This window comes from Streptomyces caeni (assembly GCF_042678285.1).
In the GTDB taxonomy this organism is placed as follows: Bacteria; Actinomycetota; Actinomycetes; order Streptomycetales; family Streptomycetaceae; genus Streptomyces; species Streptomyces caeni.
In genome coordinates this window covers 131,852-144,632 of sequence record NZ_JBHUDX010000013.1, presented here as the reverse complement: position 1 = coordinate 144,632, position 12,781 = coordinate 131,852, and the positions used below count along the sequence as shown (strand labels likewise).

The 12,781-nt window shown below is 69.8% G+C and carries 12 protein-coding genes; 10 read left to right on the top strand and 2 right to left on the bottom strand.

Annotated elements, in window-relative coordinates; genetic code table 11:
* Nucleotides 1-387: 387 nt before the first annotated feature.
* Together ACFSL4_RS06100 and ACFSL4_RS06095 are read right to left on the bottom strand one after the other, a co-directional pair.
* Nucleotides 388-996, bottom strand: coding sequence for a response regulator transcription factor (locus ACFSL4_RS06100; RefSeq protein ID WP_381079314.1), 609 nt, complete (start codon nucleotides 994-996; stop codon nucleotides 388-390).
* A 116-nt stretch (nucleotides 997-1,112) separates the two neighbouring features.
* Nucleotides 1,113-1,304, bottom strand: a complete 192-nt coding sequence (locus tag ACFSL4_RS06095; RefSeq protein ID WP_381079312.1) for a hypothetical protein — start codon at nucleotides 1,302-1,304, stop codon at nucleotides 1,113-1,115.
* 416 nt (nucleotides 1,305-1,720) lie between these two features.
* Between ACFSL4_RS06095 and ACFSL4_RS06090 the strand changes: the two genes are divergently transcribed.
* From ACFSL4_RS06090 to ACFSL4_RS06045, 10 genes are all read left to right on the top strand, one after another.
* Entirely contained in the window at nucleotides 1,721-3,007 is a 1,287-nt protein-coding gene (locus ACFSL4_RS06090; protein ID WP_381079310.1) for an activator-dependent family glycosyltransferase, read from the top strand.
* A 137-nt stretch (nucleotides 3,008-3,144) separates the two neighbouring features.
* Complete coding sequence (locus tag ACFSL4_RS06085; RefSeq protein ID WP_381079308.1) at nucleotides 3,145-3,717, top strand: dTDP-4-dehydrorhamnose 3,5-epimerase family protein; 573 nt, start codon at nucleotides 3,145-3,147, stop codon at nucleotides 3,715-3,717.
* Nucleotides 3,718-3,837: 120 nt separating this feature from the next.
* Entirely contained in the window at nucleotides 3,838-4,905 is a 1,068-nt protein-coding gene (locus ACFSL4_RS06080) for a glucose-1-phosphate thymidylyltransferase (RefSeq protein WP_381079306.1), read from the top strand.
* Nucleotides 4,902-5,888, top strand: a complete 987-nt coding sequence (gene rfbB / locus ACFSL4_RS06075; RefSeq protein WP_381079304.1) for a dTDP-glucose 4,6-dehydratase — start codon at nucleotides 4,902-4,904, stop codon at nucleotides 5,886-5,888. The genes ACFSL4_RS06080 and rfbB overlap by 4 nt, the downstream gene beginning before the upstream one ends.
* Complete coding sequence (locus ACFSL4_RS06070) at nucleotides 5,875-6,873, top strand: NAD-dependent epimerase/dehydratase family protein (protein ID WP_381079302.1); 999 nt, start codon at nucleotides 5,875-5,877, stop codon at nucleotides 6,871-6,873. The genes rfbB and ACFSL4_RS06070 overlap by 14 nt, the downstream gene beginning before the upstream one ends.
* Nucleotides 6,874-6,875: 2 nt before the next feature.
* Nucleotides 6,876-8,180, top strand: coding sequence for a lipopolysaccharide biosynthesis protein RfbH (rfbH, locus tag ACFSL4_RS06065; RefSeq protein ID WP_381079300.1), 1,305 nt, complete (start codon nucleotides 6,876-6,878; stop codon nucleotides 8,178-8,180).
* 42 nt (nucleotides 8,181-8,222) lie between these two features.
* Nucleotides 8,223-8,966 carry an NAD-dependent epimerase/dehydratase family protein gene (locus ACFSL4_RS06060; RefSeq protein ID WP_381079298.1) on the top strand — a complete coding sequence of 248 codons (744 nt, stop codon included), beginning with the start codon at nucleotides 8,223-8,225 and terminating at the stop codon, nucleotides 8,964-8,966.
* A 46-nt stretch (nucleotides 8,967-9,012) separates the two neighbouring features.
* Nucleotides 9,013-10,410, top strand: a complete 1,398-nt coding sequence (locus tag ACFSL4_RS06055) for an NDP-hexose 2,3-dehydratase family protein (protein WP_381079296.1) — start codon at nucleotides 9,013-9,015, stop codon at nucleotides 10,408-10,410.
* On the top strand, nucleotides 10,407-11,393 hold the full coding sequence (locus tag ACFSL4_RS06050) for a Gfo/Idh/MocA family protein (protein WP_381079326.1): 987 nt from the start codon (nucleotides 10,407-10,409) through the stop codon (nucleotides 11,391-11,393). The genes ACFSL4_RS06055 and ACFSL4_RS06050 overlap by 4 nt, the downstream gene beginning before the upstream one ends.
* Nucleotides 11,394-11,428: 35 nt before the next feature.
* The gene (locus tag ACFSL4_RS06045; RefSeq protein WP_381079294.1) at nucleotides 11,429-12,610 is read left to right on the top strand and encodes a macrolide family glycosyltransferase; all 1,182 of its coding nucleotides are present in this window, start codon (nucleotides 11,429-11,431) and stop codon (nucleotides 12,608-12,610) included.
* Nucleotides 12,611-12,781 lie beyond the last annotated feature (171 nt).

The window sequence follows — 12,781 nt, the reverse complement described above, 5'->3', positions numbered from 1 at the left end:
AAACGGTCACCGGTGAGCTGCATACCGTCACCGGAGTCACCCGCGAACCGGATGACCATCCGGTGCAGGGAACGGACCTCATGAGCCGGACGAACCGTTCGTTCCGTGTCCGTGGGGGCGCTCGTCTCACTCGTACGCGTGGTGTCAACGGCCACCGGCCGCTCCTTCCCGTCGACGCAGCAGGGTGCCTGCCGACGCACGGTAGGCAGCGCCCCTTGTGACCGGCCAAAGCCGGTCGGTCAGGCCACGGGAGGTCGTGAGGGAGGAATGGTGCCGCACCGGCCGGAGGCCGTGCCGGTGCCGGGCGGGCCGACCCTGTCGGTCACCGCGGCCGCCGGCGCGGCTCCCGCCGGGCGGGCCGAGGGCCGGCCGCGCCGGCGGTGCGCGTCACAGCAGCCAGTCCGCGTCCCTGGCGATGCGGATCGCGTCGACGCGGTTGCGCGCATTGAGCTTGGTGACGATGGTGGTCAGGTAGTTGCGCACCGTCCCCGCCGACAGCCGCAGCATGGAGGCGATCTCCCGCGCCTCCGCGCCTTCCGCCGCGAGCCGCAGGACCTGCGTCTCCCGGTCGGTGAGGGGGCTTTCGAACTCTCCCCAGGCGGCCAGCGCCAGTTCAGGGTCGACGGCGCGGTGTCCGGCCGCCACCCGCCGTACCGCGGAGGCGAGTTCACCGGGTGGGGCGTCCTTGAGGAGATAGCCGGAGACCCGGGCTTCGAGGGCCCGGCGCAGGGTGCCGGGACGGCCGAGGCTGGTGAGGATGAGGACGCGGCACTGGGGGAGTTGTTTGCGCAGCTGGGTGGCGGCCGACAGACCGTCGACACCGGGCAGATCGATGTCGATGATGGCGACGTCGGGCCGGTGCTTGAGGGCCATGTCGACGATCTCGTCCCCGCGTTCGACCTCACAGACCACGGTGAAATCGTCCTGGAGATTCAGCAGGGCGACCAGGGCGCCGCGGATCATGTTCATGTCTTCGGCGATCAGTATCCGTATCACTGAGCTCCCGTCTGCGGTACCTGAGGGCCCGGATCGCGGCGAGGTGACGTGATCCGTACCCTTCCTGAAGCGGCGCGCGATCATGCAGCTGATTCCTTGAGCGGGAATATGCCCCCTCATACCTCCACGGTCGTCTCCTGCGGTTCGTTCACGGACACGTCGGTCGAGAACCGGAATGTGCCGTTCTTCGCGCGACCCGACTCCAGCCGTCCGCCGGCGCTGTGCGGCGAGGGGGTGTGGCAGACGGCGTCGACGCCGTCGTTCTTCACGGTGGTGATGAGGGTGTGACCCGGCAGCGTGGCGATCACGACGGTGTGTGCCGGCCGGGGGGGCGGGGAGACCGCTGCCGTGTCTGGCCGGGGCCACGCCTGCACGGCTGCCCCTTGACTCGTTCGCACTGTCGGAACGGTCGTGACGGTCCATCATCTGCACGGCCTCTCGCAACCATGTGCGCCATCTTGCGCAGATGATAAGTCAATGTCGTGAAGGGTGTGCAGGAACCAAGCGCTCACGGGCACAAATTTGCGTAACATCCAAGTCCTGGACGAAAAGTTGAAACCTGCTCAACTTTTCCCGTGACGCCGCCTGGACCGCATGAGTTCGCCACTTCTCCCCAAGGCTACGCGTGCCCGCTCTGCACAAGCGGCTCTTTAGAGCCTCCCCGCAGGATTCGAGCGAACAGCACGCGTCGGCGTCGGGCCGGCAGTTTCGGGAGAGGTCAGCGATGCGCGTTCTTTTCACCATCTTTCCGGCAACGGCACACCTCTATCCGGTTGTACCACTGGCATGGGCGCTGCAGAGCGCTGGTCACGAGGTCGTGGTGGCGAGCCCCGAGGGTGTGGTCGATCCGAAGGTGATCGCGAACATCACTGCGGCCGGTCTCACCGCGGTGTCCCTGGGCGGCAAGGAGGAACTCACGGCCTCACTGGCGTCCCTCATCGCCGGGGCGGGCCCCAACCGGCCCACTCTGGCGCTCGATCCCGACGACGAGAACGCCTGGCGCACCGCCAGGGCCGTTCTCGCGGGCATGTTCAACGCCTACTACCCGCCGGCGTCGGCGGAGGGCGGGCGCCGGCCGGTCCTTGACACGCTGGTGGAGTTCGCCCGGGAGTGGCGCCCGGACCTGGTGCTCTGGGACCCGCTGGCGCCGACGGGCGCTGTGGCCGCGCGCGCGTGCGGCGCCGCCCACGCGCGACTGCTGTTCGGTATGGACAACATCGGGCTGATCCGTTCCAGGATGCGGCAGGAGCCGGCCGATCCGTCCTCGGGCCCGGCCGAGGACCCGTGGATGCCGTGGCTTGGTCCCGTCTTGGAGCGGTACGGCCTCGACTTCGCCGAGGAGACGTGGGTCGGCCAGTGGACCCTGGACCTCACCCAGTCCCGGATGCGCAACCCGCTGGACCTGGCGTACGTCCCGGTCCGCCGGGTCCCGTACAACGGGGCCGCGGTCCTTCCCGAGTGGCTGCACTCCCGGCCCGAGCGGCCCCGCGCGGTGCTCACCCTGGGGGTGAGCCGTCGGCTGCTCGCCGGCCGGCACAGCGGCTTCCCGATGCGCGAGTTCTTCGACTCCGTCTCCGGCCTGGACCTGGAACTGGTCGCGACGCTGAACGGCGAGCAACTGGCCGCCGTGGGCACGCTCCCGGACAACGTCCGGGCCATCGAGTACGTACCGCTCAACCAGGTGCTGCCCAGCAGCTCGGCGATCATCCACCACGGTGGCGGCGGGACGTTCGCCGCCGCCGTGGCGTTCAAGGTGCCGCAGTTCGTGGTGCCGCTGCCGATGTGGGACGAGATGGTCACGGCACGCTACGTCGCCCGCCGGGGCGCGGGAGTGGTCGCCGACCCGGCGGAGATCGATGTCGACGTCATGCAGAAGGACCTCGTGCGGCTGCTCGAGGAGCCGTCCTTCCAGCTCGGGGCCCGCGGCCTGTACGAGGACATGCTGGCCGCCCCGGCGCCGAAGGACGTGGTCCCGGTCCTGGAGAGGCTGACCGCCGAGCACCGCGGCTGAGCGGCCGCCGTCCGCCGCCGCAGGGCTCCCGTGCCGCGCCGGCGTGTGCCCCGGCCCTCCGGCGCGGGGCGCCCGCACCCGCCGGGCTTCCACCAGTCCAGCACGAGCCGAGTTCAGGGAGAAAGGGCGAGCGCGCCGTGCGCATCGAGGAAAGCAGCATCCCCGGCACGTTCCTGATCGAGCCGGACCACATATCCGACGACCGGGGTGTGTTCTACGAGTCGATGCGGTCCGACGAACTGGAGCGGTCCGCGGGGATCCTCTTCCAGCCCCGGCAGATCAACTATTCGGTGTCCAGGCGCCACACCCTGCGCGGCATCCACAGCGTGAGCATCCCTCCGGGGCAGGCCAAGTTCGTCACCTGCGTGCGGGGGGTGCTGCGCGACATCGTCGTCGACCTGCGGATCGGGTCGCCCACCTTCGGCAGGCACCAGGTGAACGAGCTGGACGCCGCCTCGGGCCGGTCCGTGTACGTGCCCGAGGGTGTGGGCCACGGATTCCTGGCGCTCACCGACGACGCCTGCATCTGCTACGTCGTCTCCACCACGTACGTCCCCGGCACGCAGATCGACATCAACCCGCTCGACCCCGACCTGGACCTGCCCTGGGAGTGCCCCGGGACACCGCTGATCTCGGACAAGGACGCGAAGGCGCCCACGCTGGCCGAAGCCCTGGCAGCAGGCATGCTGTCCGACTTCGAGGCCGCCTGACGCAGCGTCACCTGCTGTCCGGCCGGCCGCGGCGCACCCGGACCACGAGCACACGGCCGAGGGCTGCGAGCCGCGCACCGGATCGAAGCGGCATCACCACATGAATCGAGAGGACCTCCCATGAAGGCTCTGGTGTTGGCCGGCGGATCGGGCACCCGCCTACGGCCTTTCAGCTACTCGATGCCCAAACAGCTCATCCCGATAGCGAACGTGCCCGTCCTGGAATACGTCCTGAGGAACGTCCTGGAACTGGGCGTGACCGAGATCGGGGTCATCGTCGGTGACCGCGCCGAGGAGATCCGCCAGGCGCTCGGGGACGGATCGCGGTTCGGGGCACGCCTGACCTACATCCGGCAGGAGGCTCCGCTCGGACTCGCCCACACCGTCGCCATCGCCCGGGACTTCCTCGGCGACGACGACTTCGTGATGTACCTCGGCGACAACATGCTGCCCGAGGGGATCGCCGGCATCGCCGAGGAGTTCGCCGCGCACCGCCCGGCCGCCCATGTCGTGGTGTACAAGGTTCCGGACCCGCGCGCCTTCGGCGTGGCCGAACTGGGCCCCGGCGGTGAGGTGCTGCGCCTGGTGGAGAAACCGCAGCAGCCGCGCAGCGACCTGGCCCTGATCGGCGTGTACTTCTTCACCGCCACCATCCACGAGGCGGTCGAGGCCATCGAGCCGAGCGCCCGCGGCGAGCTGGAGATCACCGATGCGATCCAGTGGCTGGTGTCGGCGGGAGCCGATGTGCGGGCGGCCCAGTACGAGGGCTACTGGAAGGACACCGGGAACGTCGAGGACGTCCTGGAGTGCAACCAGCACATCCTGGAGAACCTGCGGCCCTGCGTGGACGGTGAGGTCGACGACGCCAGCGTGCTGGCGGGACCCGTCGTGGTGGAAGAGGGGGCGCGCATCGTGCGCTCCCGTATCGAAGGGCCGGTGATCATCGGTGCCGGCACGGTCGTGGAGGACAGCCACATCGGCCCGCACACGTCCATCGGACGCGGCTGCGCGGTCACAGGAAGCCGGCTGGAGTACTCCATCGCTCTGGACGGGGCGTCGGTCACCGGCGTCCAGGGCCTGAGCAGTTCCCTCATCGGCCGCTCCGCCTGCGTCGGCACCACCAGGCAGAGCACGGACCGTTACCGCCTGGTCGTCGGAGACCACACCCGAGTGGAAGTCGCGGCATGAGGATCCTCGTCACCGGGGCAGCCGGTTTCATCGGCTCCAACTTCGTCCGCAACCTGCTCGCGAACGCGTACGCGGGATGGCAGGACGCCCGGGTCACCGCCCTGGACAAGCTGACCTACGCCGGCAACCGCGACAACCTGCCGGCCTCGCACCCGCGTCTGGAATTCGTCCGGGGCGACATCTGCGACGCGGGCCTGCTGCGCGAGCTGCTGCCCGGACACGACGCCGTGGTGCACTTCGCCGCGGAGTCCCACGTGGACCGTTCGCTGGAGGGCGCGGGAGAGTTCTTCCGCACCAATGTCCTGGGCACCCAGACGCTGCTCGACGCCGTACTGGACAGCGGTGTCGAGCGGGTCGTGCACGTCTCCACCGACGAGGTGTACGGCTCGATCGCGGAGGGCTCCTGGACGGAGGACTGGCCGCTGCTGCCCAACACCCCCTACGCGGCCTCCAAAGCCTGTTCCGACCTGGTCGCCCGTACCTACTGGCGCACACACGGAGTGAACCTCTCCATCACGCGCTGCTCCAACAACTACGGGCCGTACCAGCACCCCGAGAAGCTCATCCCGCTGTTCGTCACCAACCTGCTGGAAGGACGGCAGGTGCCGCTGTACGGCGACGGACGCAACATCCGCGAATGGCTGCACGTGGACGACCACTGCCGCGGCATCCACCTCGTCCTCAACGACGGCCGGGCCGGCGAGGTCTACAACATCGGCGGCGGCAACGAGCGGACCAACCGCGCCATCACCGAGCGCCTGCTCGAACTGACCGGCTCCGGCGCCGAGATGATCCGCCACGTCCCCGACCGCAAGGCGCACGACCTGCGGTACTCCATCGACGAGTCCAAGATCCGCGAGGAGCTGGGCTATGTGCCGCTGACCGGGTTCGAGGAGGGCCTGGCCGCCACGGTGGCCTGGTACCGGGACCATCCCGACTGGTGGAAGACCGTCAAGTACGGGGCCGGCCGTGCGGACGGCTGACGGCGGCGCGGCGGCCGGGCGCCGAGTCGTGGTGCTCGGCGGCACCGGCTACCTGGGCCGCCGTATCGCGGAGGCGTTCCAGGCCGACGGAGCCCTGGTGCACCTGGTGTCGCGGAGCCCGGCCGGGGACGGCCCGGCGGATGCGCGCCTCGCCCTCATGGACCTGCTGGCGGCCGGCCCACGGGAACTGTCCGGCTTCTTCGGTTCGGTGCGGCCCGATGTGGTGGTCAACGCCGCCGGCCGGGCCTGGCGGGCCGACGAGGCCGAGATGACCGCCGGCAACGCGGAACTGGTGGCCCGCGTCACTCAGTCACTTGCCGAACTGCCCCGCCCGCCGCGGCTGATCCAGCTCGGCAGTGTCCACGAGTACGGTGCCGGCACCCCGGGCGCCGGCACCCCCGAGGACCATGAGCCCGCTCCCGTCACCCCGTACGGGCGCACCAAACTCCTCGGCACGCGGACCGTCCTCCGGGCCGTGGCGGAACACGGCCTGGACGGTGTGGTACTCCGTCTCGCCAATGTGATCGGTGCCGGGGCGCCGGCCGGCAGCCTCTTCGGCATGGTCGCCGCCCACCTCGGTGAGGCCGCCCGCGCCCGGTCCCGGGGCGAGAAGCCGGACGAACTCAGGCTCCCGCCGCTGCGCGCCCACCGCGACATCGTGGATGTGCACGACGTCGTCGACGCGGTACGGGCCGCCGCCACCGCGCCGGGGGCGGACGTCAGCGGCCACGTGGTCAATATCGGCCGGGGCGAGGCGGTCCCGATGCATGCGCTGATCGACCGCATGGTCGAACTCAGCGGCGTGGACCTCCCGGTCGTCGAGACCGTTCCCGGCCACTCCCCCCGCGCGGATGTGGAGTGGCAGCAACTCGACGTCTCACGGGCGCGGCGGCTCCTGGGATGGCGGCCGCGGCGCACCCTCGACGCCTCGCTGCGCGACCTGCTCGCGGCGGCGGTGCCGGCGCCAGTCAACGGAAGGACATGACGATGAGCGACAACAAGGAACTGGTGCTGGACACGGTCCGCAGATACCACCGGGAGACCGCGCCCGACCGGGAGTTCGTGCCCGGCGTGACCGAGATCTGGCCCTCCGGCGCGGTCCTGGACGAAGAGGACCGGGTCGCCATCGTCGAGGCCGCCCTGACCATGCGTATCGCCGCGGGGCCCAGTTCAAAGAAGTTCGAGTCCGCCTTCGCCAAGCGCCTGAAGCGGCGCAAGGCCCATCTGACCAACTCGGGTTCGTCGGCGAACCTCCTCGCCGTCTCGGCCCTCACCTCGCACCAGCTCGGTGACCGGAGGCTGCAGCCGGGCGACGAGGTGATCACCGTGGCGGCGGGATTCCCCACCACCGTCAACCCGATCCTGCAGAACGGGCTCATACCGGTCTTCGTGGACGTGGACCTGACCACGTACAACACCACGGCAGACCGGGTGGCGCGGGCGATCGGCCCCAAGACACGGGCGATCATCATCGCACACGCGCTCGGCAACCCCTTCGAGGTCGCCGAGGTGGCCCAGCTCGCCAAGGACCACGACCTCTTCCTCATCGAGGACAACTGCGACGCGGTCGGCTCCACCTACGACGGCCGGATCACCGGCACCTTCGGCGACATGACCACGGTCAGCTTCTACCCCGCGCACCACCTCACGATGGGCGAGGGCGGCTGCGTCCTCACCTCCAACCTCGGCCTGGCCCGCATCGTGGAGTCGCTGCGCGACTGGGGGCGGGACTGCTGGTGCGAACCGGGCAAGAACAACACCTGTTTCAAGCGGTTCGAGTACCAGATGGGCAACCTGCCGGCCGGGTACGACCACAAGTACATCTTCTCCCACGTGGGGTACAACCTGAAGGGAACCGACATCCAGGCGGCGCTGGGCCTGGCGCAGCTCGCCAAGCTCGACGGCTTCATCGAGGCGCGGCGACGCAACTGGCGCCGGCTGCGCGAGGCCCTGGACGGCGTGCCGGGCCTCCTGCTCCCCGAGCCGACCCCCCGGTCCGAGCCGAGCTGGTTCGGTTTCGTCATCACCGTCGACCCCGAGGCCGGCTTCACACGCGCCGAACTGGTCGCCCACCTGGAGGAACGGAAGATCGGCACCCGGCGGCTGTTCGCCGGCAACCTCACCCGGCAGCCCGCCTACATCGGCCGGCCCCACCGCGTCGTCGGCGACCTCACCAACAGCGACATCATCACCGAGCACACCTTCTGGATCGGTGTCTACCCGGGGCTCACGGACGAGATGCTCGACTACATGGCCGCCACGATCAAGGAGTTCGTGGCCCAGCACGGCTGAGCCCGACGGGCACCTTCCATCCAGAGACCAGGGGCGACGACGATGGACATTGTGGGCACCGGATTCCTGGCGCGCAGTCTGCGTCCGCTGGCCGGCCGGCATCCGGACACCGTGGCCCTCGCGGCTGGGGAGTCCCGGACCCGCGGCGCCACCGACGCGGACTTCGCGCGGGAGACCGCGCTGCTGCGCGATGTCGCGAAGCAGTGCGCGGCCACCGGGCAACGGCTGCTGTTCTTCTCGACGGCCGCGACCGGCATGTACGGGCTCGCCGAGGGACCCGGCAGGGAGGACACCCCGGTCACCCCCTACACCCCCTACGGCGCGCACAAACTCGCGCTCGAGGAGCAACTGCGCACCTTTGGAGTCGACCACCTCATCCTCCGGCTGGGACACCTGGTGGGTCCGCACAACCGGGACCACCAGCTCATCCCCGCGCTGCTGAGGCAGTTACGCGACGGACTGGTGCGATTACAACGCGGGGCGACCCGCGACCTGATCCACGTCGGTGACGCGACGGCCATCATCGACCGACTGCTCGAAGCGGATCTGCGAGCCGACACGGTCAACGTGGCCTCCGGATTCGCCGTCCCGGTGGAAGACATCGTCGACCATCTCGCCGGAGCACTGCGCCTCAGGGCACGCAAGGAATACCTCGGCACGGGAATCCGGCACCACATCTCCACGGAGAAGCTGCGTGCCCTCGTCCCCCAAGTGGCCGACATGGGCTTCGGCCCCGGCTACTACCGCCGGGTCCTGAACGACTTCATCGCGGCCGAACATGCCTGACCCGGCGGCCGCGTACGCACACCCAGAAAGGCGGGGAGTTCCTCCGATGCCGACCCACACCCTCCAGACGCGTGAGAGCAAGGACCTGCCCGCCCGCATCGCACTGTCGGCCGCCACCGTCCAGGGCACGCACCTGCGCACCGAGCATGTCGACGACTGGCTGGCCGAGCGGGCCAGGGCCCATACCTTCCGGGTGGACCGGATACCGTTCGCGGAGCTGGACGGCTGGTCGTTCCAGGAGGCCACCGGGAACCTGGTGCACCGCAGCGGCCGGTTCTTCACCGTCGAGGGCCTCCACGTCACGGAGGAGGGCGAACCGTACGGCGACGGCCCGTACGCCGACTGGTACCAGCCCATCATCAAACAGCCCGAGGTGGGTGTCCTCGGCATCCTCGTCAAGGAGTTCGACGGGGTGCTGCACTTCCTGATGCAGGCGAAGATGGAGCCGGGCAACCCCAACCTGCTCCAGCTCTCGCCCACGGTCCAGGCGACCCGCAGCAACTACACCAAGGCCCACAAGGGCGCGGACGTCAAGTACATCGAGTACTTCGTCGGGCGGGAGCGGGGCCGGGTCATCGCGGACGTGCTCCAGTCCGAGCACGGCTCGTGGTTCTACCACAAGTCCAACCGCAACATGATCGTGGAGGCGGTCGGCGACGTACCGCTGCTGGACGACTTCTGCTGGCTCACCCTCGGCCAGATCGGCGAGCTGCTGCACCGGGACAACGTGGTCAACATGGACTCGCGTACGGTGCTGTCCTGCCTGCCCTTCGGGGACGCCACAAAAGGCGCGCTGCTCTCCGACATCGCACTGCTGTCCTGGATCACGGGCGAGCGCACACGGCACTGCGTGCGGGCCGAACGTGTCCCGCTGGAGTCCATTCCCGGCTGGAAGCGCGGCGAGAGCACGATCGAGCACGAGGAAGGCCGCTACTTCAATGTCGTGGCCGTGTCCGTACGGGCGGGAAACCGCGAGGTGACGGGCTGGACCCAGCCCTTGTTCGAGCCGGTCGGCCTGGGCGTCACCGCCTTCCTCACCCGCGCGTTCGGCGGTGTCCCGCATGTGCTGGTGCACGCCCGCGTCGAGGCCGGCTTTCTCGATACCGTCGAGCTGGGACCGACCGTGCAGTACACGCCGGACAACTACGCCCATCTGCCCGAGACGAAGCGCCCCCCGTTCCTGGACACGGTGCTGCGCGCCCCCGCGGACCGCATCCGCTACGAGGCCGTGCATTCCGAGGAAGGCGGCCGCTTCCTCAACGCCGAGAGCCGCTACCTCGTCATCGAGGCGGACGAGGCCGAGGCCCCGCTGGACCCGCCGCCCGGCTACGCCTGGGTCACCCCCGCGCAGCTCACGTCCCTGGTCCGGCACGGCCACTACCTGAACGTGCAGGCCCGCACCATGCTCGCGTGCCTCAACGCGACGGCGGTGAGGACCCGATGACCGGCCCCGTGCGCGTGGGGGTGATCGGATGCGCGGGCATCGCGGTGCGCCGCATGCTTCCCGCCTTCGCGGCCAGCCCCGACATCGAGATCGCGGCAGTGGCCAGCCGTGACCCGGCCAAGGCGCGGCAGGTCGCGGAGCGCTTCGGCTGCCGTCCCGTCCATGGGTACGGCGAACTCCTCGAACTGGACGACATCCAGGCCGTCTACGTGCCGCTGCCCGCGGCCCTGCACGCCCAGTGGACCGAGGCGGCGCTGAACACGGGCCGGCACGTCCTCGCCGAGAAACCCCTGTCCGCCGACCGCCACCGCACCGGGGAACTGCTCGAACTCGCCGGCGCCCGCCGCCTGGTGCTCATGGAGAACGTCATGTTCGTCCACCACCACCGGCACCGCGCCGTACAGCGCCTGGCCGACGACGGTGCGATAGGCGAACTCCGCGCTTTCCACGCGGCGTTCACCATTCCGCCGCTGCCGGACGGTGACATCAGATACGACCCGGAACTCGGCGGCGGGGCACTGGCGGACGTCGGGATCTACCCGCTGCGGGCCGCACTGCACTTCCTGGGCCCCGAACTCGACGTCATCGGCGCCCGTCTCGTTCAGGGCGCGGGACGGCAGGTCGAGACCTCCGGCGCCGCGTTGCTGAGCGCGCCCGGCCCCGTCACGGCCCAGATCACCTTCGGTATGGAGCACGCCTACCGCTCGTCGTACGAACTGTGGGGCAGCGAGGGCAGCATCACCGTCGACCGGGCGTTCACCCCGCCCGCCGACCATGTCCCCGTGATCGGCCTCCACCGCGGCGGGAAGACCGAGGAGATCCGGCTCGAACCCCACGATCAAGTGGCCGCCACCGTCGCGGCCTTCGCCGCCGCGGTGCGCACCGGAACCCTGCCGGACGCCTGCGACACCCTGCGGCAGGCGGAACTCCTCGACGCGATACGCCGCTCCGCCGCGCACGGAAAACCCATCGGAACCGGATGAGCGGTAGCCACCCGGGTTCCCGGAAGGAGACAATCGTGCAACGCCACATCGCATTCTTCCACTTTCCGGCCGTAGGCCATGTCAACCCCACGGTCGGTGTGGTCGAGGAACTGGTGAGACGGGGCCACCGCGTCACCTGCACCGTGACGGAGCACTTCGCTCCCATCGTGAAGGCCGCCGGGGCCGAGCCGGTCGGATACGACTCGGTCTTCGGCGACTTCTACCGCGCACCCCTGACCGCCGACGAGAACGCGGGAGAGGGATTACGGTGCCTGAACGAAGGCGTGACCCTCGTGGAACAGGTCGCACCGTTCTACCGGGAGAACAGGCCGGATGTGATCGTCCACGACTTCATGGCATGGGGCGCGCGCTTCCTCGCCGCCGGGAACGGCATTCCGCTGATCCGCACGTATCCGGTGTTCGGGGCGAACGAACACTTCTCGATCCGGGAGAAGTTCCCCGTGGCGCAATCGAACGACCCGCGGATGATCGAAGCGGCGAAGAAGCTCGCGGCCGTGCTGCCCCGGTTCGGACTGCCGGCGGACCCGATGGGCTTCCTCTCGGACATCGAGAAGCTCGGCATCATCTTCCTCCCGCGCGAGTTCCAGTACGCCGGCGAGACCTTCGACGACCGGTTCGTCTTCACCGGGCCCTGCATCGTCGAACGCCCCTACCAGGGCACCTGGCAGCCGGCCTCGGCCGACCGGCCCGTCCTGCTGATCTCGCTCGGCACCTCCGCGAGGGGCTGGCCGGAGTTCTTCACGATGGCCATCGAAGCCTTCGGTGACTCCGAGTGGGACGTCCTCATCACCGTCGGAGACCACACCGACCCCGCCGGGCTCGGACCGCTGCCCGCGAACGTCGACGTACGGCGCTACGCGCCACAGTTGGACGTGCTGCGCCACGCCCGGCTGTTCATCACCCACGGCGGCATGAACAGCACCATGGAGTCACTGCACAACGGTGTGCCCATGGTGGTCGTGCCGCAGACGAGCGAGCAACTGGCGAACGGCCTGCGCGTGGAAGAGCTGGGTCTCGGCCGTCTTCTGGCCAAGGAGGACGTCACGGTGCACAGCCTGCGCGACGCCGTGGCCCAGGTGACGGGCGACGCGTCCGTGACCGGCGGGGTGCGGGCCATGCGGGAGCGTATGCGTTCCGTCAACGGTCCGGCCGTCGCCGCCGATGCCGTCGAGGCGTACCTGGCCCGTCTGGGCTGAGCGCCGCCACGACCTGCGTCCCGAGCGGTACCGGGCCGAACCCGCCTCGTACAAGCGAGGCACAAGGGGGCGGCGGAACACTGAGGGCGTGCCCACCTTCGTCCGCAGCGCAACGGGCCGTACGAACCGCGCCCGGCGGCCGGCCCGCNNCCGGCCGCCGGGCCACCCACG